General features: G+C 50.8%; 38 protein-coding genes. 5 read left to right on the top strand and 33 right to left on the bottom strand.

The window, feature by feature from the left end; all coding sequences use genetic code 11:
• Nucleotides 1–12 precede the first annotated feature (12 nt).
• The 30 genes from ACOXYR_RS03970 to ACOXYR_RS03825 all read right to left on the bottom strand — a co-directional run bounded on the left by ACOXYR_RS03970 (nucleotide 13) and on the right by ACOXYR_RS03825 (nucleotide 18,431).
• Complete coding sequence (locus ACOXYR_RS03970; protein ID WP_113857605.1) at nucleotides 13–603, bottom strand: tail assembly protein; 591 nt, start codon at nucleotides 601–603, stop codon at nucleotides 13–15.
• 58 nt (nucleotides 604–661) lie between these two features.
• A complete protein-coding gene (locus ACOXYR_RS03965) occupies nucleotides 662–1,075 on the bottom strand; it encodes a hypothetical protein (RefSeq protein ID WP_024262609.1) in 414 nt (137 codons plus the stop codon).
• Between the two features lie 87 nt (nucleotides 1,076–1,162).
• Complete coding sequence (locus ACOXYR_RS03960; RefSeq protein ID WP_008323346.1) at nucleotides 1,163–1,672, bottom strand: KilA-N domain-containing protein; 510 nt, start codon at nucleotides 1,670–1,672, stop codon at nucleotides 1,163–1,165.
• Between the two features lie 164 nt (nucleotides 1,673–1,836).
• Complete coding sequence (locus ACOXYR_RS03955) at nucleotides 1,837–2,547, bottom strand: C40 family peptidase (protein WP_113857606.1); 711 nt, start codon at nucleotides 2,545–2,547, stop codon at nucleotides 1,837–1,839.
• A 1-nt stretch (nucleotide 2,548) separates the two neighbouring features.
• Nucleotides 2,549–3,304 (bottom strand): phage minor tail protein L, encoded by a 756-nt coding sequence (locus ACOXYR_RS03950; protein ID WP_113857607.1) that lies wholly within the window; start codon nucleotides 3,302–3,304, stop codon nucleotides 2,549–2,551.
• Nucleotides 3,301–3,639, bottom strand: coding sequence for a phage tail protein (locus ACOXYR_RS03945; protein WP_008323339.1), 339 nt, complete (start codon nucleotides 3,637–3,639; stop codon nucleotides 3,301–3,303). Before ACOXYR_RS03945 ends, ACOXYR_RS03950 begins: the two co-directional genes overlap by 4 nt.
• Nucleotides 3,639–6,059 (bottom strand): phage tail tape measure protein, encoded by a 2,421-nt coding sequence (locus ACOXYR_RS03940; protein ID WP_113857608.1) that lies wholly within the window; start codon nucleotides 6,057–6,059, stop codon nucleotides 3,639–3,641. The genes ACOXYR_RS03945 and ACOXYR_RS03940 overlap by 1 nt, the downstream gene beginning before the upstream one ends.
• A 19-nt stretch (nucleotides 6,060–6,078) precedes the next feature.
• Nucleotides 6,079–6,249 (bottom strand): phage tail assembly protein T, encoded by a 171-nt coding sequence (locus ACOXYR_RS03935; protein ID WP_419762179.1) that lies wholly within the window; start codon nucleotides 6,247–6,249, stop codon nucleotides 6,079–6,081.
• A 5-nt stretch (nucleotides 6,250–6,254) separates the two neighbouring features.
• Complete coding sequence (locus tag ACOXYR_RS03930; protein WP_113857609.1) at nucleotides 6,255–6,740, bottom strand: phage tail assembly chaperone family protein, TAC; 486 nt, start codon at nucleotides 6,738–6,740, stop codon at nucleotides 6,255–6,257.
• A gap of 37 nt (nucleotides 6,741–6,777) precedes the next feature.
• Nucleotides 6,778–7,275 (bottom strand): phage tail tube protein, encoded by a 498-nt coding sequence (locus tag ACOXYR_RS03925; protein ID WP_113857610.1) that lies wholly within the window; start codon nucleotides 7,273–7,275, stop codon nucleotides 6,778–6,780.
• Nucleotides 7,276–7,326: 51 nt separating this feature from the next.
• Complete coding sequence (gp17, locus tag ACOXYR_RS03920) at nucleotides 7,327–7,692, bottom strand: tail completion protein gp17 (protein WP_097475628.1); 366 nt, start codon at nucleotides 7,690–7,692, stop codon at nucleotides 7,327–7,329.
• The gene (locus tag ACOXYR_RS03915; protein WP_113857611.1) at nucleotides 7,689–8,228 is read right to left on the bottom strand and encodes an HK97-gp10 family putative phage morphogenesis protein; all 540 of its coding nucleotides are present in this window, start codon (nucleotides 8,226–8,228) and stop codon (nucleotides 7,689–7,691) included. Before ACOXYR_RS03915 ends, gp17 begins: the two co-directional genes overlap by 4 nt.
• Nucleotides 8,221–8,553: a phage head closure protein gene (locus tag ACOXYR_RS03910; protein ID WP_113857612.1), complete on the bottom strand. Its 333-nt coding sequence runs from the start codon at nucleotides 8,551–8,553 to the stop codon at nucleotides 8,221–8,223. The genes ACOXYR_RS03915 and ACOXYR_RS03910 overlap by 8 nt, the downstream gene beginning before the upstream one ends.
• A 2-nt stretch (nucleotides 8,554–8,555) precedes the next feature.
• Entirely contained in the window at nucleotides 8,556–8,741 is a 186-nt protein-coding gene (locus ACOXYR_RS03905) for a hypothetical protein (RefSeq protein WP_113857613.1), read from the bottom strand.
• Nucleotides 8,742–8,801: 60 nt separating this feature from the next.
• The gene (locus ACOXYR_RS03900) at nucleotides 8,802–9,107 is read right to left on the bottom strand and encodes a head-tail connector protein (RefSeq protein ID WP_252182536.1); all 306 of its coding nucleotides are present in this window, start codon (nucleotides 9,105–9,107) and stop codon (nucleotides 8,802–8,804) included.
• Nucleotides 9,076–9,318: a hypothetical protein gene (locus tag ACOXYR_RS03895; RefSeq protein ID WP_137349863.1), complete on the bottom strand. Its 243-nt coding sequence runs from the start codon at nucleotides 9,316–9,318 to the stop codon at nucleotides 9,076–9,078. Before ACOXYR_RS03895 ends, ACOXYR_RS03900 begins: the two co-directional genes overlap by 32 nt.
• A 36-nt stretch (nucleotides 9,319–9,354) precedes the next feature.
• Complete coding sequence (locus tag ACOXYR_RS03890) at nucleotides 9,355–10,518, bottom strand: phage major capsid protein (RefSeq protein ID WP_097475624.1); 1,164 nt, start codon at nucleotides 10,516–10,518, stop codon at nucleotides 9,355–9,357.
• An 11-nt stretch (nucleotides 10,519–10,529) separates the two neighbouring features.
• On the bottom strand, nucleotides 10,530–11,198 hold the full coding sequence (locus tag ACOXYR_RS03885) for an HK97 family phage prohead protease (RefSeq protein ID WP_234625718.1): 669 nt from the start codon (nucleotides 11,196–11,198) through the stop codon (nucleotides 10,530–10,532).
• A gap of 17 nt (nucleotides 11,199–11,215) precedes the next feature.
• Nucleotides 11,216–12,493: a phage portal protein gene (locus tag ACOXYR_RS03880; RefSeq protein WP_097475622.1), complete on the bottom strand. Its 1,278-nt coding sequence runs from the start codon at nucleotides 12,491–12,493 to the stop codon at nucleotides 11,216–11,218.
• 2 nt (nucleotides 12,494–12,495) lie between these two features.
• The gene (locus ACOXYR_RS03875) at nucleotides 12,496–14,028 is read right to left on the bottom strand and encodes a terminase large subunit (RefSeq protein WP_113857616.1); all 1,533 of its coding nucleotides are present in this window, start codon (nucleotides 14,026–14,028) and stop codon (nucleotides 12,496–12,498) included.
• Between the two features lie 9 nt (nucleotides 14,029–14,037).
• The gene (locus ACOXYR_RS03870; RefSeq protein WP_097475620.1) at nucleotides 14,038–14,472 is read right to left on the bottom strand and encodes a hypothetical protein; all 435 of its coding nucleotides are present in this window, start codon (nucleotides 14,470–14,472) and stop codon (nucleotides 14,038–14,040) included.
• A gap of 102 nt (nucleotides 14,473–14,574) precedes the next feature.
• Complete coding sequence (locus ACOXYR_RS03865) at nucleotides 14,575–14,865, bottom strand: HNH endonuclease (RefSeq protein ID WP_040084899.1); 291 nt, start codon at nucleotides 14,863–14,865, stop codon at nucleotides 14,575–14,577.
• A 133-nt stretch (nucleotides 14,866–14,998) separates the two neighbouring features.
• The gene (locus ACOXYR_RS03860; RefSeq protein WP_113857617.1) at nucleotides 14,999–15,262 is read right to left on the bottom strand and encodes a hypothetical protein; all 264 of its coding nucleotides are present in this window, start codon (nucleotides 15,260–15,262) and stop codon (nucleotides 14,999–15,001) included.
• A 169-nt stretch (nucleotides 15,263–15,431) separates the two neighbouring features.
• Entirely contained in the window at nucleotides 15,432–16,109 is a 678-nt protein-coding gene (locus ACOXYR_RS03855) for a Rha family transcriptional regulator (RefSeq protein ID WP_113857618.1), read from the bottom strand.
• 200 nt (nucleotides 16,110–16,309) lie between these two features.
• Nucleotides 16,310–16,582, bottom strand: coding sequence for a hypothetical protein (locus ACOXYR_RS03850; protein ID WP_113857619.1), 273 nt, complete (start codon nucleotides 16,580–16,582; stop codon nucleotides 16,310–16,312).
• Between the two features lie 83 nt (nucleotides 16,583–16,665).
• Nucleotides 16,666–16,857: a hypothetical protein gene (locus tag ACOXYR_RS03845; RefSeq protein WP_113857620.1), complete on the bottom strand. Its 192-nt coding sequence runs from the start codon at nucleotides 16,855–16,857 to the stop codon at nucleotides 16,666–16,668.
• Nucleotides 16,808–17,086: a hypothetical protein gene (locus ACOXYR_RS03840; protein WP_113857621.1), complete on the bottom strand. Its 279-nt coding sequence runs from the start codon at nucleotides 17,084–17,086 to the stop codon at nucleotides 16,808–16,810. Before ACOXYR_RS03840 ends, ACOXYR_RS03845 begins: the two co-directional genes overlap by 50 nt.
• 7 nt (nucleotides 17,087–17,093) lie before the next feature.
• Nucleotides 17,094–17,723: a glycoside hydrolase family 19 protein gene (locus ACOXYR_RS03835; protein WP_113857622.1), complete on the bottom strand. Its 630-nt coding sequence runs from the start codon at nucleotides 17,721–17,723 to the stop codon at nucleotides 17,094–17,096.
• Complete coding sequence (locus ACOXYR_RS03830; protein ID WP_375875955.1) at nucleotides 17,723–18,016, bottom strand: phage holin family protein; 294 nt, start codon at nucleotides 18,014–18,016, stop codon at nucleotides 17,723–17,725. The genes ACOXYR_RS03835 and ACOXYR_RS03830 overlap by 1 nt, the downstream gene beginning before the upstream one ends.
• 22 nt (nucleotides 18,017–18,038) lie before the next feature.
• Nucleotides 18,039–18,431 carry a phage holin family protein gene (locus ACOXYR_RS03825; protein WP_113857623.1) on the bottom strand — a complete coding sequence of 131 codons (393 nt, stop codon included), beginning with the start codon at nucleotides 18,429–18,431 and terminating at the stop codon, nucleotides 18,039–18,041.
• Between the two features lie 239 nt (nucleotides 18,432–18,670).
• On the opposite strand from ACOXYR_RS03825, the gene ACOXYR_RS03820 reads away from it, so the two are divergent.
• The 3 genes from ACOXYR_RS03820 (at nucleotide 18,671) to ACOXYR_RS03810 (ending at nucleotide 20,658) form a co-directional block, all read left to right on the top strand.
• Nucleotides 18,671–18,874 (top strand): ECs_2282 family putative zinc-binding protein, encoded by a 204-nt coding sequence (locus ACOXYR_RS03820; RefSeq protein WP_421356238.1) that lies wholly within the window; start codon nucleotides 18,671–18,673, stop codon nucleotides 18,872–18,874.
• 347 nt (nucleotides 18,875–19,221) lie between these two features.
• Nucleotides 19,222–20,342, top strand: a protein-coding gene (locus ACOXYR_RS03815; RefSeq protein WP_096147877.1) for an IS3-like element ISSen4 family transposase whose coding sequence is annotated in 2 segments (ribosomal slippage) — nucleotides 19,222–19,480 and nucleotides 19,480–20,342 — 1,122 coding nt in all. Because the reading frame shifts where the segments join, the coding sequence is not laid out codon by codon here.
• Between the two features lie 79 nt (nucleotides 20,343–20,421).
• Nucleotides 20,422–20,658, top strand: a complete 237-nt coding sequence (locus ACOXYR_RS03810; RefSeq protein ID WP_421356625.1) for an alpha/beta fold hydrolase — start codon at nucleotides 20,422–20,424, stop codon at nucleotides 20,656–20,658.
• Between the two features lie 128 nt (nucleotides 20,659–20,786).
• On the opposite strand, the gene ACOXYR_RS03805 is transcribed toward ACOXYR_RS03810, so the two are convergent.
• The 3 genes from ACOXYR_RS03805 to ACOXYR_RS03795 all read right to left on the bottom strand — a co-directional run bounded on the left by ACOXYR_RS03805 (nucleotide 20,787) and on the right by ACOXYR_RS03795 (nucleotide 22,818).
• Nucleotides 20,787–21,440 (bottom strand): AbiV family abortive infection protein, encoded by a 654-nt coding sequence (locus ACOXYR_RS03805; protein WP_421356624.1) that lies wholly within the window; start codon nucleotides 21,438–21,440, stop codon nucleotides 20,787–20,789.
• A 790-nt stretch (nucleotides 21,441–22,230) separates the two neighbouring features.
• Nucleotides 22,231–22,575, bottom strand: a complete 345-nt coding sequence (locus ACOXYR_RS03800) for a DUF1294 domain-containing protein (protein WP_421356623.1) — start codon at nucleotides 22,573–22,575, stop codon at nucleotides 22,231–22,233.
• Nucleotides 22,576–22,578: 3 nt separating this feature from the next.
• Nucleotides 22,579–22,818, bottom strand: a complete 240-nt coding sequence (locus tag ACOXYR_RS03795) for a helix-turn-helix domain-containing protein (protein WP_108477014.1) — start codon at nucleotides 22,816–22,818, stop codon at nucleotides 22,579–22,581.
• 100 nt (nucleotides 22,819–22,918) lie between these two features.
• On the opposite strand from ACOXYR_RS03795, the gene ACOXYR_RS03790 reads away from it, so the two are divergent.
• Together ACOXYR_RS03790 and ACOXYR_RS03785 are read left to right on the top strand one after the other, a co-directional pair.
• The gene (locus ACOXYR_RS03790) at nucleotides 22,919–23,173 is read left to right on the top strand and encodes a helix-turn-helix domain-containing protein (RefSeq protein ID WP_108477013.1); all 255 of its coding nucleotides are present in this window, start codon (nucleotides 22,919–22,921) and stop codon (nucleotides 23,171–23,173) included.
• A 343-nt stretch (nucleotides 23,174–23,516) separates the two neighbouring features.
• Nucleotides 23,517–23,840 carry a hypothetical protein gene (locus ACOXYR_RS03785; RefSeq protein ID WP_421356622.1) on the top strand — a complete coding sequence of 108 codons (324 nt, stop codon included), beginning with the start codon at nucleotides 23,517–23,519 and terminating at the stop codon, nucleotides 23,838–23,840.
• The last annotated feature ends 27 nt before the right edge of the window (nucleotides 23,841–23,867 follow it).

Genomic DNA, 23,867 nt, shown 5'->3' with positions numbered 1-23,867 from the left:
AAGTTGAGTTATCTACTGCTGATCTTCGACATAAATTCCGGCAGAAATAATCGCTCCGCCTATCCGCCGGCGGCCATAAAGGAGCGGTACCGGGTACCCCTGCGCCGCGGTGTTGGTTACACCACCGAATGCGTAGGATGCGCGGTTATCTGCACTTTGTTTGCTGGCTAATCCGGTTGGCTGAGGAGATAACATCTGGACGACGCCACCCGCCATCATAGCTCCACCAGCCATCATTACATTTACACCCCAAGCCTGGGCAAAACCAAATGTAGCAATGGCACCTACTGCAACAATAACAGCACCCAATATTGTCTGAAGTAAACCAGCCTTTTTGCTTCCGATGATAACCGGTACAATCCTGACCACTTCACCAGTTACCGGAAAACCTAGGTCATCAACTCCTATGTTTTTCTTTCCTTTAAAAATGGCAAAGGTTAGTCCGCGGCGCTTGCTGTTTACCATATAACTTTCAAACCCGGTGATTGTTTTTGCGAGTGCTACACCTGCTTCAGAAACTTTACTGATAAGTCGCCAATGAGTTTTACCAAATATTTTACCGGGTTCGCCGCCGAGCTCAATTCGAGTCATTACTTCAGACATATAAACCTCTTAATAATAAAAAACCCCGCCTGAGCGAGGTTATATATAATTGCTGCATTCAAAATGCTGTAGGGTAGATACCAAAATCACCGTTGGTTCCGTAACCAACTCTAAACATCAATACCCCAGTATCTGTCACCTTACCCGACTGTTCGCTCATGCCTCCGCCACACATACCTTTGGGCCAAGCGCTAAAGATATGATCTCCAATTTTGGGATAGACCGTTACCTTTTGAGCTGTGTCTAAGTCTGCGACCTCCTTGCCATCAACATAAACTCGGGTCATGCAGGCGCTGCCCATAAAACCAGAGTCTCGTTTGATTATTACCTTGCCAGTCCCTTCTTTTTTTACTAGCAGTGTATTGCTGATAACCTGTTTTGCAGGAACATCCTGTGCTTGTTCATTTGTCACCGGCTTAGTTGCACAACCGGCAACCATTAAGATGGAGGTAAAAACTAAAATTCTTTTCATATCCCTATCCCCTTTGGTCAATTTTGCCAAAGAGTAGCAGGGATCGAGCGGTAGCAAAACCGAATGTTATCTTGGTTCACGCGCCCTTTAAATACCGGGGAGATACATCTGTACTTCATCAGCTACACGCTCCCGTGCTGTGTGTAGAAGCCGCTTGCGGCCACCAACACCCCACTTGGCCATCTGGCTGGCGCACTGGCTGATCGCTTTGGTTTCGGTGTTAATCACATGGTCGATTTTATTCAAGCGAGACATGGCATCGAACCCGCGACGCATTAGCATTTGAAATGTCTCATAGACTTTGATTTCAAAAAGCGGATTGAGCCAGGCTGCATAGCGTATAGCGATAAGTTCAAGCCCCCAGGAGCCCTGAAATGGTCCCCCCTTAATTGTCATAACCGATGCGATTTTCTTCGCATCGCTCAAGGCTTGCACAAATCGCCTTACTTGCTTGGTTTTGAGAAACTCACCTGGTCGCTGTGATTCAGTGGCTTTGCCTTCAGCCACCGCTGCGGCGTGGAGATCATTAAGATTATAACGTCCTTCGTTATCGACACGAACTGATACGCCGTTTACAGATACGGTTGGATATTGCATATCGGATTACCTTTTAGTGATGAACCTTGTCGCACAGGAAAACGGCCCCAAGAAGGCTCCGACAGCCAGCCGGTTCCTCAAGGTGCATCCTGAAAGGTTCTTGGTTTGAATTGCGCGTGCGGTGCGCGGTGAAATGCGAGGTTTAAAAAACCCACAGAAGTGGGCTATAGAAGCGTTTTAAATCTGACGATCTTCATCGTCCTTTCCTGCCAGTAGCCACCATACGGCACGCGCTGGCTCAGGTGTCCGTACAGGTGGTGCAGCAGCATATTTCCCTCCAGCAGAATTCCCGCGTGATTCCACTTATCGGCCTGGACCTGCATGATCACCATATCGCCGGGTTTCGGTGGCCCGTCGAATTCACGGAATCCGCACTCATACCAGCAATCCTGATAGAAGTTGTCCGGATAGTCGTTTTCCCACCAGGGATAATCCACCCGGTAATCGTGGAGCTCGATACCATGCGTTTGCCGGAAATAGCTCATTACCAGCCCCCAGCAGTCGAAGTGTCCAAGCACAAACGGACGCTCCAGCAGCGGCAGTTCTCCGCGCGGCTGGATAGTGCGTAAATCCCCCTCCGGCCAGCTCACAATATGCCAGGGTAAAAGCGTTGCGTCGCATTGCGCTTTATCCAGTTCGCTCGGTTGTGTCGTGGCGTCAGGGTGACTGTGAACGATGGCGATCACCGTACCCCAGTCCTCAGCAGTTGCATAGTCTTCGGGGCAAAGGACAAAATTGTCCTCAGGCGCCGCGGCAAGATTCCGGCAAGGGAAATACCGCTCAACACGGCTTTTCTGCACCACCACGCCGCAACACTCACGAGGATATTCAGCTGCAGCATGCGCCATAATCGCATCGATGGTTTTCTGACGCATATCAGCTCCTGATCAACGACGTTCCAACGAATCCGCCATGCGATAACTCATTACCTTTGCCAAAACGTAGCTCACATGCTGCCAACGTACCGTTGCATTCATCCAGAGACGGATCGCTCACCGGGTTGTTGTTTTTGTCGAAATAGCGGGTTCCAGCATAGTCGCAGCCGTCGCCGGTACGGTATTTATTCCGGATGCACCAGGTACACAGGGAATGAAGCTGTCGCGTCGGTATCATTAGCCCCTGCAGGTCCATCGGGCTGGACAGCGTGAACTCAACCACCTCGTTAGTTTCGCTACTCTTTGCATCGATGTAGAAAACTTTCAACTTTTCCTGCGTCGGGTCAGCCGTCGTACTGCCGCCAGCGAAGTTTTTAGCGTCAAGGTACTGCGCCAGCGTATCGTGAATCGTAACCTTAGCCTGCAGAAGGTCGTCATACGCCAGGCATAGCGCTGTAATGGAGCTGTCGAGGTTAGCAACCGATAATTTGGGTTGCGCGCTGCTCCCACTGGTAGATGCCTCGATCCCCTCAATCTGACAAGGCCAGGCCTTATATTCTTCTCCCTGCCACCAGATAGATTTTGCCGGGAGCTTTTCCTCATCCCCGCCTGCTTCGGCGATTTCCTCCGGCGTATGAGCAATATTATGCGCATGGAAACGAAGCACCTCGCCTGCACCAAAGGAAGTGCCATCCACCTCGAATAACCTGACACCATCGCCAGGCTCTAACTTCTGATAATCTGCGTTAAGACTCATGGTTTGAATGCCTGTTCAAAAGTTGCAGAAAGATTAAATAACCCGGCACCAAGCGGAGTTGGCGCATAGGTGTCACAACGGTAAAGGCCGAGCGGTTCAAGCGGTGGTTTCCACTGGAAAGCCTTTACCCCTTGATGGCGGTCAAGGAAGTCTTTAATTGCCCCTATGTACGATTCGGTACCGGTGAACTGGAGGGTCCATTTCTGCGAGCGGGGATTAATCCCGTCGCCGGAAACCTGCTGATATCCGTCACCGAACTGCGCGGTGCGCCGGCGGAATGTCACTTCCTGCTCCGCGTTCGGGCGCGGACACCAGCTGAATGTTTCTATAGCCATCACCGCCCTCCTTTTGCCAGATTCCAGACCGCGCCACCGGGTGAAAGGTCACGGCCTATCAACTCGCGGTATCGCCGATCAACAAAACTACCTACCTCCCGCCCGAATTGCTCATATCCACCGCTAGCCTGAGTCTGGGTATTCCCATTGCCATCAATCTGAATACTGACCTGAGGAGCACTACTACCACCCGGTGTTAAGCCTGAGCTTCCCATAGCACGCACGCCCAGCGATCCGTCGGCGGCGCGGGTCAGTGGCATAATAGCCTCCGGCCCAGCCTCCCCCATCAATCCGGCCCCTTTGGCAAAGGCAAACAGTGTTGGAGAGCTGACGACAGAGTTACTGTACTGACTGAGATCGGCAGAAGAGTAAACGCCGCCTTTGGCGTTGAGTTGCAGGCTCGCCCCGTAGGACTGAAGCGCAGTACCGCTGCTGGCGGAAGACGATGCGGCACCACCGAACAATGAGCCTATCGAGCTGGCTGCATTGGCGATCATCATGTTAACCATCACCTGTTCGATGATTTTCAGAACACTGACACCCCAGTCTTTCCAGCTCGCTTTATTGTCGTTGAGCATGTCGACGATATTGCTGCTGATACCGGAAAGCGCGCTTTTCATAGCGTCCGCCGCCAGCGTCGCATAGTTAGTTGAATCATCTACCCAGTCAGCGAGACCGTCTCGGGCACCAGTCACCCAGTCAGACTGCAGCGCATCAATTTGACTGTAATAATCCTCCTGGATGCCCAGCCTCTCAGCTTGTGCATCCTTTAATGCCTGGGTTTCGCGGTCATAAACTGTCTGGCTGATATCTCCTGACTGATACTGCTTTTGCAGATCGCGCTGCTGATCGAGATAACTGCGCTCTATACTCAGCCTTTCCCTCAGCCTTTCACGCTGCTTGTCACCGAGTCCGGCTCCCTGAATATCCACGCCCAAATCTGCACGTGCATTCTCGTTCTGCTCCTGCAGATTTGCCACGAACGCCGCTACCTTCGCGTTTTCTTCATTAGCTTTTTTGACGGCATTAAGGCGATCAACTTCCTGAGCCAGAGACGCAAGTCGTTTCTTCTGGGTTTCGTTAAGCCCCTGCAACTTGCCGTCAGCAATGTCGAACTGAAGTTTTTGTTGTTCAGTCACCACAGCGGTTTTTTTGCCGGTGGTGTCGATCAGTTCAATCTGGCGCATGTAACTGCGCTCAGCGCTTTTAAACGCAGAATCCAGTTTCTGACCAGAAGTGTCTTTTTGTGGCTTACCGTTTGTCTCCCCGGCGCCAAGGCTATAATTTGTTTTGACTGGCTCGGGTAGTTTTATTTCCGGAAGCGTGGACTGGGAATTTTTCAAAAAGGCCAGACGTTTCTGGAGCTCAGCCCTTTCGGCCTGTTTACCTGACACATCCATCCCAATTCTGTTGAAACTCGCCAGCACACCTTTATCATCGAGATCGGCATTCAGGTTCTTGATGCGACGTTCAATTTCGGGAATTGAGGCATTCAAACCCACCGCTTTGCCGCCTTTGTACTGGTCTATCAGCTTTCCGGCTTCGGTCCCCACCTTTACCAGCCAGGTGGCCAGGTCTACCACCCCACCAACAAGATCAGTCAGCCCCTGAATAACAGCCGGGTCTTTAAATACATCCCCCATATCTCCAATGGATTTCTGAAGTGCACTCAAATCTACGCTGGCAAGGCCCGTCGCAAGTTCAATTTTGACGCCGTTGACCTGCGTCTCCATATCCTCAAACAGGGCGTTAACTTTAACCAGCTTTTCGATATCTGCGTCATCGGGCGCCACACCAAACTTCTTCGCGGCATCCATATACTGACGCAGCTTTTCACTGCCATTGTCCAGGAGCGGTAGCATCTTTGACAGGTCATTACCCAGACTCTCCAGGATGGTAGTCTTCTCGGCGTTGGACTTAACTTTCTCCAGTGCGTCACTGATTGCCAGAAGCTGCTTATCGGGAGTTTCCCCGGCCAGTTTCTTAGCCGACAACCCAAGAGAGTCCAGGGCGCCGACTGCCTCACCAGATTTATTAAGAACAGCATCGCCGATTTTGTCTCCGACATCTTTAAAGATGTCAGCCATCTGATCCCCGGATACACCTGCTTTTTCTGCAGCATATTGCCAGACTAACAGTGACTGCGTGGACATGTTGAGTGATTTTGCCCAGCGGTCAGACTCGGTTATCTGGCGTGAAGTGGTTTTGAGCAGGTTATACCCAGCCACCCCGGCTCCGACGGCGGCGGCACCGACGGCTGTTGCAAATCCGGTCATGGCAACTGCAGCAGCAGCGGCATCCTCCTTAACCTGCTTACGCCATTTTTGTGAAGCTCGCTCAGCCTGTGAGAGGCCGGAGACAAAACCGCCCACCTTGGCGATCAGGTCGATAGTCAGCGTGCCCAGTGATTTGGAAGCCATAAACTCTCCGTTGGCGGCGTTATGTCCAGCTGGCTCTGGCTTCCTCTAACGAGATTGGCCCATCAACAGCTTTGACTTTGGTGAAGTGCAGTGTGAAATCGGTGGGAGTGAATGGTGGATGTTTGGGGTCTCTGTTGACGTTGGCTATCATGCTGGCCACCAGCCCAGCCCCCCACTCAACCCGCATCATCGGGTTCAGGCTTCCATATCTTTCCCGGTATTTTGCCCAGAGCTGGGACTCTTTGAATGAGAGCGACTCACGCGCTTCGGCGATCGTTTTTCCGCCGATTCCGTTGAGGACGAGCTCGCACCAGAATTCGTCTTCGGCGCTGAGCTCGAAGTCTTTCCCAGATCGTTAACTTCCTGAATAGCCAACAGTAGCGCAACCGTCAGACTACCATCCAGCGCACCACGCTCAGGGTCGGCCTCACCAGTAATGTCTGCCGGTGTGAAGACAGGCTTACCAAGTTCATCGCAGATAGATGCTGCAATGCGTCCTGCCACACCATCCACCTTGCCCCCAAATGCCAGTACATCGGACGTCGCTGTGTGATACCCCATCGGGCGAACATACACGGTCGCAGTGATTTTCTTATCGCCCTGTTTCCAGGATATCTCTTTCTCAACCGGACGGCCGGTAAACGCGCCGGACTCCTTGAGTGCTTCAAGCGTTAATTTCATTTTTGTCTCTCGAAATGGGGCATCAAGCCCCATCAGTTTAAGAAGCTGCCTTAGGAACCCACACCGCAGAACCGGAACGCTGGATAGATGCGGAGGTGGAGACGACCGTGTTTGCTGCAAAATCAAACGGGAAGTCGCTTACGTAGCCTTTGAAAACAAACCACGTGCGGCTGTCAGGCAGCGCCAGTCCGTCTACCGCCCCGCTTGCCTCTTCGGTAGCAACTGTTGGTGACGCTGTACCATCGGCCCAGCCAATTGCAAACGTCAGATCCTGATCGCTCTCATCATCGGAAATCGACAGGTTGTGCAGCATCACGTGGCTGGTATTTTTTGGGTCGGCATTTAGAGTGAGTGAGGCGGTCCCGGGAGTTCGGAGGCCCCGCTTATAGGAGCGGTCAAACTTTTCAGAAAGACACGTGTCTTCAATCTGGTCGGCAGGGTTACTACCAGGCGAAAATGCAGTGATACACTCGATTTCGCTCACCGCGCCACTGGCGAGCACAAAGAGTTGTGTGCCTTGAGTTAATACAGACATTTATTATCTCCGGTCATAAAAAAACCGGCTCAGGGCCGGTTGGGAAGGTTCTTATCGATTGACTATCCAGTCCACATCGAACGAATAGCGATAGCGTTTTGTTTCGGGGTCTCTTTCCTGTCCGCCCCAGCGCGTGATATGCGCGTGCGGCTCAATGGCATCCCGCAGCGCCGTGGCCACGGCAATCACTTCATCCACTGTGTCGGCATATGCATCCACCTGCAGCGTAAAAAAGTCTGCGTCAGGGCGCTGGGCAAGGTAGTTCTCCGGAGAACCGGTGATGTTCTGCCAGACCACATAGGGATAGACCACGTTGTCGTCCTGCTGGCCGAACGGATACAGGCGCAGTGTGTCACCGCCCAGTAGCGCAACCACCGGAGGACTTGCGGCGCAGACGATAAAGATCGGCGCAATCACGGGGGTACTCCTTTTTTCGCCGCGCGCCTGATGGCACGGTCAATAGACTTTTCGTATTCCGAGGCGAATACGCTTACCACTTCGTCCACACTGCCTTGCGCTGCCGGGCGAAGAATGGGCTGGGCTGGCATATTTTCTGTGCCAAACTCCAAAAAACGCCAGTACCAGGTATTCCCGCCTGGATTTTTTGAATTGCCGGGGGTGTAATACAATCTTCCCGCACGACCTTTCCGCCTGTTTTCGCTTGAATCAGCATACGAAATGGCTCCGCCCAAAACGCCAACCCTGAAAGCCAGATTACCGGTTCTTCGGAATGTAACATTGCTCCATCTGGCCACAATATTTTTGCTTATCGATTCCTTGGTTAGCGGATCATCCACACGGGCTGCGTTATCCCTGGCTTTAGCGGCAATCACATTTGCCGCCTTGCGAAGCGCTGCCCGACCACCACGGCGGCGCAGATCATCGCTGATACTGTCCAGCTTCCCCAGAAGTGAATCGACACCGGTAATACTGAAATCAATGCCATCAGCCATCGTTAACACCTCGCGAGCAGGGTAGCGTCAGATATTCCCGTCCGCTTTTATCATCTTCCAGTACACCCTGAATGTCGTAAACACGCCCACGGTAAAGAATGCGATGCTTATCCGTGACATCATCACGCCAGCGGATAGTGATCCGCGTTGTTACCTCGCTCTGCCCCGCTTGCGCGGCAACAAAGTCACGGGCTGACAAATCGGCAACGTTAGCCCAAAGCTCAGCCACATCAGCCCATCCATTAACTACCGCACCGGTAACCGGGCTCTGAGTTTTAACAGGCTTCTGAAGTGTGATTCGTTTATTGAGCTTTCCAGCCTGCATCACTACCCCCTGGGCTTGCCGCTGAGGTATGTCGCCACTGGTGAATCGAGCGTTGTCGTTTCGATGTCATCAGCCAGGGACTCATAAAGCAAAGCAACCATGGCTTCATTTGACTCCGCCAGGCGGTTCATTGCTGCGGTCTGGGCTGCCATTGCTGCCAGCAGTTGGTTTACCTGTTGCTCGTTCATAGGCGATTTTCATCCACTTTTTAAGCCACTCACGTCGGGCGGCGCATCCGGAACATGCCATCAGTGCCACCTCCGGTGTCTTATCAACAAGGCCTCAACGCCCAACGGCATGTCCGTGAGATTTTGCGCTGCTGCTTCGCGGTTCGCATACCAGTGGCCAATAAGCAATAGAATTGCCGCCCAGATGCCGGGTGTAAAAAGAATCTCACGGGGAGAAGCCTCACCTTCCGCTGGCGGCGTCAACGCTTCTACCAGCGCGCCGTCGCAGAACAATTCAACGTAATCGATGGCCGCTGAAGCGTAGGCAGTGATGAGCGAATCTTCGGCGTCGCTGTCAACCCTCAGATGCGTCTTTATCAGCGCCATCTGCTCCGCGCTTATTTCCACCTTTACCCCCGGATTTAGCTTTTACAGGTTGTTCAGGAACGGAAGTTTCCGCCTTTTCGGGCTCAATCTCTTCGGCAAGGCGCAGTTTCACCAGCACGTCGCCGATCTCTTTCTTCACCACCCGGCTCTCGCCCTGGGATACAGTTCCGAGGTGGTAATGTGAGAACATACGGAGAGCTTTAATTTTCATATCGTAAACGCGGCCATTTCTGACCGCGCCCTGCTGTTATTCGCCGGAAGAAATCGCAATATCGCCAGTCACGATAGCTGCGGGACGGTAGTGCGCCAGAGCCAGACGCTCTTCGCACAGAATGGTCAGCATGTTTTTAACGAAGTTATCGCGATCCTGGTTACTGATCTCGATAGTGGCATCCATGCGGTCCCACACCTGAGACGCCAGGCCAAATGCACCAACGGTGAACTTTCCTGCCGTCTGCGCTGTGGTTGATACAACCGGCAGGCCCCAGAGTACTTTCGAGGCAAACGCCTGAGGGCCGCCGAGGATGTAATTGCCATTAGCGTCTTTCAGCAGTGCGATGCGATGCCAGTCGGCCGGGTTGAGGATGATGCCGTCGGCTTCGAACTCACTTAGTGACACCTGATAGATGGCATGTGCCAGAACATCAGCACCTGTATCCCCGGTCGCGTTAAGTGCGGTTTCGTATTCGTTCGCCACCACGTTCAACCCCTGGAGATTGTCGCCGGTGCCATCACCGTTAAGCATCTGATTCTCTTCCACCAGCGCCAGACCGTACATCATGCGGGAGTTGATATAGGACTGCAGCGCCGGGGCGTCATCCATAATCTGGCGTGATGCCTGGATCCAGTGGGCAATGGTTTTCACATTCGCCGTTTCTTTGGTGAACGTGATATTACTCTCTGGTTTGAGGGTGCCTTCAGCAACCGGTGCGGCGGCGTTGGTAAACACATTTTCACGCACATATTCCAGCGCGTTACTGGTGATGCGCCCTTGTGCCAGCAGGTCACGAACGGTCAGGCGACGCAGGCCCGGCATCAGAATACCAGGTACCTGCTGGGGCTGTACAAGCACACCGGCGGATGCAGCGCCAGAACCGATCGCCTTATCGAAACTGGTGACTTTTGCTTTAGTGCGGGAGCCGTCCCAGCCTTTCATCAGGTCTTCAGAAACGCGCTCCGCAAAGGACTTCTGGGTGGTCTGGTCAGGCGAGTTTCCTGCCAGCTTCTGTTCCAGATCGAACAGGCGGGAGCCGGTGGTTTTCAGCTCTTCCTGCGCTTTGGTCAGGTCGGTCTGCAGCTGTTTGTTGATTTCGCCGTTCTGGCTGATGGATTTACGCTGCTCTTCGATGAGTTCTTTCACTTCTTTCTGTGAATTCTCAATCGCTTTTTCGAGGGTTGCTAATTCAGACATGTGGTACTCCGTTATGCATTCCGCAGATTAGCGGCAAATGAAGTTATGCGCTGTGCCAGCGCGTCAATGTCGCCGCTACCGGACTCGCTCCGGCCTGCGGACTTCACGCGGGCAATAAATGCCTGCGCTTCTGCGCGCGTTAAACCGACTGAATCCCTCAGCCAGGCCTCCGCGTCACGAATGGTTTTGATACTGTCGATGCACTTCATGGCGGTGATACCCGCCAGCTCGTTGGCCGGGAAAGTGCAGACACTGATTTCCCGCAGGTACGAAATATTTTTGAAGATGAGGCCGGACGAACCAACGGTGTAATCATCAGGGCCGACAGAGAATCCCACTGACATCCCATCAACGGTGCCATGTTTCATCGCCGCTTTCAGGTCTTCAGAGAGGCTTAGTCCTGGAGTGAGTTGCCCACGGACAAACAAACCTTTTTCATCCTCATGCATGGAATCCCATTTGCCGACCGGGATAGCGCGCGTCTGATGGTTAAAGAACATCGCCACCTTACGACTCTGACCGGAAATAACACCGCTGAATGCGCCGGGAAGGATAATATCGCCGTCAGAATCAGTATTATTAAAAACGGAGGCGTACCCCTCAAAGATGCCGCTTTCACCGTCGCCGGTGAACTTAATTTCGGTCTGGTCAAAAGCCAGTGTTTTGTGAATGTCAGGCATCATGGCCCCCATAAAAATTAAGTCCCTTCATTGAGGGACTTATTGTTTGTTCCAAGGTCGGTAATGGGTACGTTCTGCGACTGGCGGGTGGCAACGTCACCCCCTGGCAGAGGCGGCAGGTTGTCCAGTCGCCGCACTTCGTTAACGGTTCGGATCCCGGTGTTAACCATGATCTGCATAAACGATGCCCGGCTTGTTGAATCACCGCGCAGCAGCCCATCGAGGTTATGCTCAGCGTGAATAGTGCCCTGTTCGGACTCTTTAACCAGCCAGCGTTCAATGCTGTACTCCCACCGATCGAGATAGGGCTTGAGGGTGTACTGGAGAAAGCCCAGGTTTTGCTGCTCAATCCCCGAGCCCCACGATGTTGTTTTTTCCACATCACCGACCAGGTGCGGCGGTACACCATAGAACCGCGCCAGCTCGGCAACCTGAAACTTTCGTGCGGCCAGAATTTCCGAGTCCTGAGGAGAGACGCCAATAGCTTGAGTTGTAAAACCGCTCTCCAGGATCCAGAGGCGCTTTTTAACCGGGCCGCCAGCAATCTCCTTGAAGTTTTCCTCCAGCTGTCCACGCTGCTCTTTGGTAAGCACCTTGCCATCGGTCATCAGGATCTGAGGAGACTTCGCGCCGTTTGCGAAAAACTCACGCTGATTGTCTTCCATGGCAATGGCGACACCTGCAGACTTCGCGCTGAACGCCAGCGGAGACAGGCCGGTCAGTCCGTTGAAGCCAAATCCCTTAAGATGGAAAATTTCTTTCTGCGAAAAATTGGCATATTCAGTATCACGCTGGTAGCGGTAGATAATGGTTTTGCCGTTTTCACTGAGCCGCACTTCCATATTGGCGCTCATCAGCGGAACCATGCTGATAACGTCGCCGACGCTGTTTCGCTCCACATGCGCGTAGGCGTTTCCATAAGCACAAAGCTGCATGGTCATGGCCTCACGAAACTCCAGCGCGGTCATGAAATTGTTGGGACGGAAGCGCAGTAACCTCGCGAGAGGGTGTGTGCCAGGTACCTTGCTTCTCTGATTGTCTTTGGTCTGGTAGACATCAAGGGGTAATGATGCGGTCACGGTAGAGATAAGCCTGATGCATGCCCACACAGTGCTGATTTGCATATTTCGCTCGTCAGTCACTACGGAGTCGCCAACCACACCGTGCGCGGACGTTCCTGCCATCTGCGAGCCCTTGTCAGGCGTCACAAGGCGGCCCCCTGTCAGGATGGAGGCCATGCGCGCCCAGAATGGCGATCGCGTTCGCAGGTCAATGCTGTAATCGGTATCTGCCATTTTTACACGCTCAAGAAGTTATAAATGAAATCATTGACGTCGCCTGGATCCTCCACCTCATCACTCGTCTGGGCGCCGATTGACATCGCCAGAGCAACCATTCCATCGATACGCCCGCTTGATTTACCTTTCACAAACTTTCGGTTTCCGGCGGGATCAGAAATAACCGTGGCGTTTTTGGCGCACATTTCGAGGATCGGATGGTTGCCATGTTTAAGCTGCACTCCGAGTAGCTTGGCTTCCAGCTCCCTCAGCGCAGGTGACATGGAGACAAAGCCCTGTCCGAATTCCACGAATCGCTCGAGCTCAGTTTCCGTGAATCCTGCGTCTATTAGATGTGGGCGAAGGAAACGCATGTTGTAACGGTCGAACGCCAGCGCCCTGACATTGCAAATGTCGAAAACGCGCCGCAGTTCGCGCGCAATAAATGCATATTCAATGGCCTTTCCGGGTGTCGTATTGAGAAAACCCTGCCTGGCCCAGATGTCATAAGGCACTCGATCGTTACGCGCCTTGTCCGCCAGCCCCTCTTCAGGTAGCCAGAACTTACAGTGCACATCACCCTGGGTTGTGTTGAGTACCAGTGCGGTAAGGTCCGAGACACTGGAAAGGTCCAGCCCGCCCCAGACGGTAGCCCCTGCCAGCTCGCCGGGTTCTTCTTTATTCATGTGCCAGACTGTCTGACTGACGAAAGGACTTTTAGCTTCAACCCTGCGATTCAGCACAAGGTTCTCAAACTCAGCCTGTCGTGACGGGAGGCGCTTCGCGCTGGCGGCCATATCAAGCACTTCTTTCTGGTTCATAAACACATCGAAGGCCGGGTTTGCCAGCCTTATGGCGTCAACGGAGAAAGGATCGATATCTTCCGGGGCCGTCTGTAGACGGACCACCGTGCGCGGGTCAGCACCGGTCAGTCCATCATCAATCAGCAGGCTGAGTAGATCGCTCGCATCGGGCGCCTGAGTGCTGATAATCACCGAGATAGGGTTATCCTGAGCAGCAGTCGCAGTTTCCAGTGCTTCATAAAGGGGATCACGGGGCCCACGAACCTGCCCCAGTTCATCATGCGCGACAAATCGAGGCGAGAAACCATAGGCAGTCGTGGCCTCTGCGCTCAGCGCCCGATAATAAGAACCCAGTTCGGGGCAGTGAATTTCTTTCGCCGAGTCCTTTATCGCCACATACTGCATGAGCACCGGATTCATCCGGCACATCTTGGAGGCCAGGTTAAACAGAATGGCCGCCTGGTCACGCGAGCGTGCGGCAGAATACAGCTGCGAGTTCGGCGCCGCCTCCGGCCCCACCAGGTAGAGCAGCATCAGCATGGCGGTCTCTACCGTTTTGGCGTTCTTTCGCCCACGGCTGATAATTGCGCGACGTGTGCCATGCTTGTTATCGAAAATAGCCCTAAAATCATCCTTCATGAACTCAGCCATTTTCAGTGGCTGGCCCACGAACTTTCCTTCAGGAATAACAATATTTCTTTCGCACCAGAGAATATTTCTCTCGGCTCTTGTCAGATTTTTTTTTGCCATCAAAGAGCCTTAATCAATTTCCCAGGGTTTTTTCTCCCGAGCCAGATTGTTGTGCGCTCGGCCAACTGTTTTTGGGTCGGCAGTAGCCTGGCGGGTGATCCTTAAACGTGTTGCCAGTGAAGATGCCGAGCGCACTTCACGCTCGCGCATGGCAAGAAGCTTGTCGTACCGCTTAAGTCCGTCCTCGCGCGATAGCCACTCCAGTTCAAACTCTTCAAGCTGAGTGGTGATTATTCTGGCCTGAACAACATGGCGGCAGTACATCTCCATCATGTCTCGATGAGTTTCAGTGAATGAACTGGCTGGATTGTCATTAACGAGCCTTACCCATACATTAATTTCCGGATCACTCAGATGAATGGACGGCTGCAGCCTGCTTTCAGCCAGTGCCGGCAACGAGACAGCAGACGTCGCAGCCAGAGACTTTCTGCCTCGCTGTGCCATCGGTTTTTCCTTTTTTTCTGGACGTTTTTAAAAAAAGAGTTGAGGGCGCGGTCTTTAAGAATTTGGTACCAGAGTTTTACCCCTCCCCCCTGCCTGTTCCTGTTACCAGATAACACGGCCTTCATTATCGAACTCGGTGACCGTTCCGCCCTTCTCCATCCTCTGCTTTACCGAGTCGTGGCAGCGTTTGCAAAGTGACTGAAGATTATCCGGATCATGAAAGAGCCTATCGTCTCCTTTGTGCGGGATGACATGGTCAACGATCGTTGCCGCTATCACCTGATTGCGCCGGAGGTGGAACTCACAAAGAGGTTGCTTCTGAAGCTGGTGATAGCGGAGTCGGTACCAACGCTTGGAATTGTAGAGGCTATGCCAAGGTGAATTGGATGCCATAGTTAATCTCCCTCTGCATTGCTAAATCGCCAATTCCGGCTAACGGCGTGCCCAGGCTCACAGCTGAAAGACTTTCTTTGATGTGCGCGTGCGATGCGCATTAAAAAAGCCGCCCGTAGGCGGCGATTACTGTTCAAAGAGTTGAGTTCTTAGTTCTGAATATTGTGTTTGCTTCTTCACACTTTGATTGTAACTGCACTAGCCTTTCAGCTATGTCGCTGCTTGGGCAGTTCGTTACTATGCAATACCCCTCAACCCACGCCTCATCACCACTTTTTGTGAACAGGCTTTCGAATATCTTTACCCAGTCACTGCTTGGTACACGCTCCAGCTCAAAGAACTTTAATGCACCACTCTCACGTTTTGTTCTGTGCTCATCAAATCCCAGGATTTTCATTCTTCATCTCATCATTGTTTACTGGGAAAATTTTTAGCACTTATCTGAGGTTTTTTCTAATTACCAAAACTTATAGGCATCACTGTTTTCCCATTATCAAGCCCACCAGCAGATGAGCTTTGTAATGGAAAGCCGTTGTGAAAGTGGCTCTCGAAGCTATTTTTGTAGCTTAGGCCGCCAGATGATGCTGTTCTTCGATAAGCGGCTTACGGTGATTGCGATCGAACATACCTTTCAGCACTTCTTTACGCTGCTCAAAGTCCCACCCCATACTGATGAACACAGTATTTGCTCGCTGTAGTTCAGTAATGCAGTTAATTTGTTCTGGTGTCAGGTAATCGCGGATCGGCTCTTTCTTCCCGATTTCATGATGAACGCGGAACTTAGCTGCAGTCATACCAAGCGCCAGACGATTAATCAGGTCGGCTTCGTTGCTGAAGTGATGCGAGGCAATCTGCTTACCCTGAGCCTCTCGCTCATGTTTGATGGCGTCTGTCATGGGTTTGTATTCCAGGCGCGCGGAGTTGCGATCCATTTTCTTCTTCGCCAGCGTGCTACGCATCGAGAAGAACTCTGCGACCAATCGTTTTTTGAATGCCCTGACAACTTCATTGTTTCGCATGTAGGTGATTAGCAGAGTGGTTTGCTGCTCGTTAAGTACCGCAACACGAACCTTTGCATTATTATAACCAGCTCGGATTTCAAATCCGACCTCACCAAACTCTTCAAGGTCGCTTTTATTGCGGTCAACCAGTTTGATGATGGTGTCATGTTCTCGACCTACCCCTTCAGCGATAGCTGCGGTATTAGTGACCAGGTCGAGTTTCTTAATCTCTACTAATTGCATAACGTTTTCCTTACTTTGAAATGAACCTTCGCCGCAATAGAAATCAGCCCACCGAAGGCTCGCCAGCACTAACTGACTTCTTCGAAGGCTCATATCAAAGGGTTCGGATTCGGTGTGGTTAGTTGCGCATTGCGGTGCGCGGTGAAATGCAGTTACAAAAAAGCCCCGCTATTGCGAGGCCGAGTTTTCTTTTTGGATTTTCATGCCTTAGTAATATTATTGGCGGTACAGAAATCCCGAATTATTTCGAATCGAATAACCGCCCTTTGAGATACCTCAAATAGTAACTCATCAGCCAGTTTCCCTGTGTAACGAGCCTCTATATAATTGCCGATCTCTTCGCCATCAATATCTTTATTAGCCAACAGCAGTGCGTATACAGCTTTGTAGAAACGCTCATCATCTAAGTGATGTCCTGTGTACCAAGTTTCCACGTTCAGCCATTTATCCAGATCATCAAGTTTATGAGACATATTTACTTTCCGCCCGATTAAAACTAAAAAGAATTCGCAAGATAAATAGAGCGAGCAAGCTCTGTACATAAACATTATGACAGTTATCGTGAGGCAGTGAACTCTTTCAGACAATTTGCGTGCCAAGCCTTGTTATGCGCAAGGATGTCGCGCTTCGTCTGCTTATCCAGCACGTCGATATCGTTGTTGGTCAGATAGATAATCCGGGTCCATAGGCACCCGGTATCAACCACCACCGGGGCGAGTGAAGTTTTCGCGCAGCTCGCGATCAACATCGTCATCAGGCATGTGATTAACAGTCTGCTGAACATTACTGGCCTCTTTAGTGACTTCAGCTTTACGTTCTGCTACCGCAACGGTTGCCGCTGCGTTCTCTTCGGTGCGCTGCTGGTCTGCCTTCGCTTCGGCTTTGCTGGTTCCGCGAATATGCCCAATACCAAAGCCACCAACTGCGGCAGCCAGCACCGCGCAAACCGCGCCAATGATTAATTCGATTACGCCCATAAACGTCTCACACCAGCACAGATTTAGCCTGATTAAACAGCGCACGGCGCTTATCCAGCCCATTCCGCCCGCCGTTGATGATCAACGTGACGCGTTCGACGTCACCGGAATAAAGCAAGCAGCCGCGGGAGGCGTAGAACCATGCAGCGGAACGTGCAGCGTATTCATCCTGTTCCAGCAGCTCAGGATGTGTAACGAGATCCAGCTTCAATGCCTGTCCGCATGCTCGATAGTTACTCAGGCCGGTAACCTGCTTCAGCCCGCGACCGCGATATTTCCAGCCATCGCCCGCTACCTGATTGCCGAGGTTCTTTTTGCCCCACTCACCGCCGTAGACAAGATTTGCGATAGCCTGCTGGTTTGCCGGGTGCGTCGCCGTTCTGCCCAGGGCTGCGGCCTGCTGCTCAGTGATACGATGCTTACCAAAGAAGGGAACAAGGTTTTCAGCGGCATAGTTGAGGTTTTCCACTACCCGGGTGAATCCGGTACTTTCGTGCCCCATCTGAGCGATGAACATCGCCTGATCCAGAGGCGCGTTAATACAGAAGTTTTTCATCTCCGCATCAATATGCGGAAACCAGCGCGCAGCTAACCCGGCGCTAATACCAGCCGCCTTCTGAAATAGTTGTTGATTCATCAGAGCCTCAGTACGTCAATAAGACGCGCAACGTTTCCGCGACACCACAGAACAGCCGCGCATATCAGAACATTGACCACAACCACCAGCCAGCTCGACTGGGAATAAAGGCCAAATATCAGTTTGAAAGGGATAGCGGCGTACGCCAGCACAGCCATATAAGCCAGGAAAGAAATCACAGGTCGATGCCGTGATCCGCGGCGCTGGTAGAACATCAAGACACCAACAATAACCAGGCAGATAACGGCGTTGACCTTCGCGCTGGCGTCGCTGGCGAGCACTGCGTGGAGCATTTGCCCCACCAGCAGGGATGGGTCATTTATTACCATTCGTCCCTCCTCCCCGTAACCGGGAGAGCATTCCGAACAGACTGTTTAAATCCTGGCTATTAAGAAAAGTTAGAATTTTTATGCACAGCGCAGAGATAATCACTGCACCGAGCGCATCTAACGGTTTTTCATAATGCGTTGCCGCAGTCAGCTTCGACCCAATGAATCCGGCCCCAAGAACGCCAACGATGAAAGAGGTGATGAAATACGCTACCAACCGGAGCCGGCTAACGTCCGCCGCAGTGGCCACATAAAACACCGCGCCGGCGAATGCGCCAAACACAACGCCGTAATCAATACCTGTTGCCAATCCAAAGACACTCGCTCCAGCCAACCCAGCCGACGCAACGGCAGTGCCGGATATTGGTTCTGCGGACATTTAGCCCCCTCTTATCGATGTAACTCCTCTCAAAGATGAGGGGAAGAAATGCCGCTTCTGCGGCTGTGAGTTTCAGGCTCTCGGTATGAATTTAACGATGAAGCTCATCGGTGAGGGTTACCGGAGCCTGAAATAAAAAAGGCCGCCGGATGGCAGCCTGATGATTTTTATAGTTCCTGATTTTCCTATCTGATATCGTTAAATCGCCAAAAATAACCAAATCAGACAAGGAGCTATTGATGAGTAATGTTCCCTTTAAATGCCCTGGCTGTGGTCATAACCTGACTGTACGTAGCGGCATTGAAATCAAGAGCGTAGACGATATTGAGGGTTCCACCTGCACCAATTGTGGGCGAACTGTTCATAAAGACGATATCGCTAAACAGGCCCGTGATCATGCTGAGAAGATCGTTAGGGATATGCTCGGGAAGCACTTCAAGTAAAGCATCAACCTTATCTTTCAGAATGCTGGTATCTGCCGATACGCATGCCAGCATTTTTTTATTTTTCACGGTTGGCTCCTTAAACGACAAAACCCCGCCATTGCTGGCAGGGTTTCGATTGTTAAGCGTTGTGTCGAAGTGACCACTCTTAACATAGTACGATAGCTTTTGCGTACGCGTTAGTCTTTGTTTAGAATGGCTAAAAAAAACTTGGGTAACATTATGAACTTTTCCAATACGAAGAAAGATAACCATACAAAAAAATGCCAGGTGAGGTGACCTGCTCCCCGTTGATTAGTACACCCCGATGTTAGTAATGTCTTCATAAGCCACATGAGGACATCCCCATGAAGAAGCGTTTTTCCGATGAACAGATCATCAGTATTCTCCGCGAAGCCGAAGCTGGGGTACCCGCCCGTGAACTCTGCCGCAAGCATGCCATTTCCGATGCCACGTTTTACATCTGGCGTAAGAAGTATGGCGGTATGGAGGTGCCTGAAGTTAAGCGCCTGAAGTCGCTTGAGGAAGAGAACGCCAGACTCAAGAAGCTGCTTGCCGAAGCCATGCTGGATAAAGAGGCGCTTCAGGTGGCTCTTGGGCGAAAGTACTGACGACAGACCAGAAGCGGGAAGCCGTGATGTTGATGTGTGATGCGACCGGTCTGTCGCAACGTCGTGCCTGCAGGCTTACAGGTTTATCCCTGTCGACCTGCCGCTATGAGGCTCACCGTCCGGCTGCTGATGCGCATTTATCAGGGCGCATCACTGAGCTGGCACTGGAGCGCAGGCGTTTTGGCTACCGTCGTATTTGGCAGTTGCTGCGCCGTGAAGGGCTTCATGTTAATCATAAGCGCGTGTACCGGCTTTATCACCTCAGTGGCCTGGGCGTAAAACGCAGAAGACGTCGTAAAGGGCTGGCAACAGAACGTCTGCCGCTGCTCCGTCCGGCGGCGCCCAATCTGACCTGGTCGATGGATTTCGTCATGGACGCACTTTCCACCGGTCGCAGGATCAAGTGTCTTACCTGCGTCGATGATTTCACAAAGGAATGCCTGACGGTCACTGTTGCCTTTGGGATTTCAGGCGTTCAGGTCACGCGTATTCTGGACAGCATTGCACTGTTTCGAGGCTATCCGGCGACGATAAGAACTGACCAGGGGCCGGAGTTCACTTGCCGTGCACTGGATCAATGGGCCTTTGAGCATGGTGTTGAGTTGCGCTTAATCCAGCCGGGCAAGCCAACGCAGAACGGATTTATTGAGAGCTTTAACGGACGATTTCGCGATGAATGTTTGAATGAGCACTGGTTCAGCGATATCGTTCATGCCAGGAAAATTATTAATGACTGGCGGCAGGATTATAACGAATGCCGCCCGCACTCCACGCTGAATTATCAGACACCGTCTGAATTTGCAGCGGGCTGGAGAAAGGGTCATTCTGAGAATGAAGATTCCGACGTTACTAACTGAGTGTTGTATCTAATCGTGGGGGCAGGTCAATGCGGCTATTCATTCCGATAGCAAAACTGTTGCGGATGCGGTGTATGAGTTGATGATTACCGATTTGCGTCCCGAGCTTGGCCGTATTAAAGCGCCGATTGAGATCGTTTACGCGTATGACCCCCTGTTCGGGATACCTGCAGCCAGTGTGGATACAATGTACCGTCAGGCCTATGCCTCTGCACCTGATATTCATTTCACGCGGATCGACAACAGTTTTCACTTCGTCATGCTCGATCAGCCAGAAGAGTTCTCCAAAGCGGTTGAGTCATTTTTAAATAAGTAAATGCACCAGGGGATACTGACATTTTCTCTCTCCATAGGATCAGGTGAGGTGATTAGGGTGTCCCCTGTGAGCGAGAAGCGGACGGCTGGAGATAGGCGCGGGGAGATAAAATCACAAACAAAAGATTCTTATTTCCGTAGATGCTTTTTCTTCCTCCACCTATTATTTCTCATTCCGCTTTTATGAGGCCATTGCAAAAGATTTTTATATATTTCGTAATCAAACACCTCATCCATCCCTTTGCCTCCCTCGAAATAAAACTCATCCTCCTCAATTCTCGCAATTATCCTTAGTAATTCATCATTGATTACTGATATAAACTGCCTAGCATCTTTTTGTTTAATTCTCCAAGGGGTAGAAACTCGGCTATCGATATCAACACCTCCTTTCATACGAGACAAACCAACATATATAGCATTCTGCTTTTTCTCTTCTAATTCCCTTCTCTGTATCAGTGAAATAAAACCCGGAGAATAATCATCTATTTCTCTTGCTACAAAATTCCACTGTTTTTTGGGATGTAGGTATAAAAGTTTTAACCATGCCTGCTCAAACTGAACATCTGGATAGCCCTCATTAGTTTCAGATGACCAAATGTAGTGATCTACCCAAATGGCTTTTGAGAACTCTTCAAGCGCCAAGACTGAAAGCTGAAATGCACTTGGATACGAACCGTTCTCATAGAGCAAAATTGAGTCAAAATGAAGACGGATACTATTTCTCAAAGACTCTGCAGCTATTTTATATAGCTTGTATTTTGATATGCCGTCGTGCTTTTTCACTGATACTCCGCTTCGAAAATTTACTCTTGGAATACACACCGTATAGAGCGGGAAAGCCATGTTTTTATAAATTGAATTCTGACGCGTACTATTAATATTATGTAGTCAGCCCCACCCAGTCGTTATTTATGTTGAACTGCAACCAGCTTTGGTCTTTGGCGTAAACAAAGAATCCAACAAAATTATTATCCAGATCAAATTCAATGAAAAAATTCTTCCGACAATTAACAGCAATACCAGTAAATTGACAGAGTGGATCGAATAACAACCAATAGTACGGAGTTGGCGACACTGTAAACCCTACCGCATTTAGTGCTAGATCAAATAAATATAATCCAGGAATATTAGACGATATATTTGGGTTGATCGATGAGGTTAGCTTAGGATTGATGCTTGACGTGAGATTTGGATTCCTGCTCGACGTGAGCTTGTAGTTGATTGAACTGTTCAACTTAGGGTTTATGCTAGATGTAAGCGCAGGATTGATACTTGAGGTCAGTTTTGGGTTGATGCTTGACGTCAGCTTTGGGTTAATACTGCTAGTTAGTTGAGGGTTGATACTGTTCGTCAGGTTTGGGTTGAGGCTCGACATCAACCTAGGGTTACGACTAGTTGGAATTCTCATAATGTCTCCGTGACGACTGATAAATTTCAGAGTAGCCTAACGCTTATTTTAACGTCAGCCCATATTTAACCACGTGTTAAACCCCTGAACAAGCTAGTCCAACTTTAAGTAATTATAATTAAATTCACTCGTATAAAGAATGTCTGCTATTGGCACAAACCCGCCCTACCCCCACCAATACCCCATCCCATAAACCGCCCCCACCAGCACCACGACATTCACCACCACGCTTGCGACAAACCAGCGTTTGAACGGCTGCTTCTGTGTTTTATGCCTGAACAACTGCTGAGCGGCTAACCCGCCGGGCCATCCACCCACCAGGCCATACATCAATAGCGTTCTTTCGGGTACTCGCTGCCAGCTTCGACGAGCCGCAAATTTATCGGCACCGTAGATGAAAAAGGTCAAAACATTGACCAGCAAAAACCACGCCCATACGGGATGTAAAAACCAGAAGCTGGCAATGAATGATATGGCCAGTAAGCCATAACAAATTTTATTGATCATCACGTATTAATTACTCAGAGCCATAACTTTTTTGATAACCGTAGCCGGATCAATCGAAAGCAATTTTGCTAAATGGATGAACTCAACCACGTCCAGCCTGCGCTCTCCATTCTCAACCTTGGCAATAAATGACTGGGGCTTACCTAATGCTCTTGCAAGAGTCGTCTGTGTTAATCCTTGCTCAAGGCGCGCATTCCGTAACGCGCTTATAACAAGCTGATATTCTTGAGAATAAATGGATGACATGTTTCTTTCTCGATTTTTATCCCAAAATCGAATATCAGCGATTTACTCTTTTATCCCAAAACGGGATAATTCATGTTTTTAAAGTATCAAGGATGAATAAATGCCCCCACAAAACTGGCACCCCGCCGACATCATCGCCGCACTGCGCAAGCGCGGTACCAATCTGGCGCGCGTATCCCGCGAAGCCGGGCTGGCCTCCTCTACGTTAGCCAATACGCTGAATCGACCATGGCCCAAGGGCGAGTGGCTCATTGCTAATGCGCTTGACCTGCATCCTTCGGTGATCTGGCCTGCACGCTATCAAAACTGTCACGATACGCGTCTGCCCAGAGAGACGATCATCGCGGAAAAATAGCGTCTGATATTGGAGCCTGGAATTTTATTGCATCCGGGCTCCCTACGAATTGAACCGGGAAGTCTGCAAGAAAGATTATTTTACTGATTTGTTGAATACATAATTCAGTAAATCCTGAATCTGAGGCGGCGCGTAAAATATGCCTGCAATCACACGTTTTTTCATGGATTAACGCAGCCAGATGAATGATTTATTAACCATAATTTATCGATGATTTTTCACTACCAGAATAACTCAATGCAGAACATCCTGATCCAAATACAGTTTATTCCTAATGCATCTCCCGTTTCGCTCTGCCATGCTGAATACAGCTCATACAGCCATAACGATAGATGAGGATATTATGAAAAAAACAATGATCGCATTATCTGCCCTGCTGCTGGCTTCTCCTGTTTTTGCCGCAACCACTCATGCAACGGACGATACCGTTGCTGCGGCGCATGAGAATGCCAATACCGCCAAAGAAAAGCTGCATCAGGCGCAGCATGAAGGCGAAGAGCTGAAGCTGAAATCTAAACATGCTGCTGAAGGTAAAGCAGACAGCACCGGGAGCAAAGTGAGCGAAGGCTCGCAAAAAGCCTGGAACAAAACCAAAGAAGGTACCGAGAAAGGCTGGAATAAAACCAAAGAAGGTGCTGAGTCGCTGAAAAATAAAGTGACTGAGTAATTTCTCAGCGTGATAAAAAGGCCGCTT

The sequence above is a fragment of the Pseudocitrobacter faecalis genome, from assembly GCF_965231525.1.
Taxonomy (GTDB): Bacteria; Pseudomonadota; Gammaproteobacteria; order Enterobacterales; family Enterobacteriaceae; genus Pseudocitrobacter; species Pseudocitrobacter faecalis.
The sequence above is the reverse complement of the archived record's forward strand: the minus strand, read 5'-3'. Positions and strand labels throughout refer to the sequence as shown.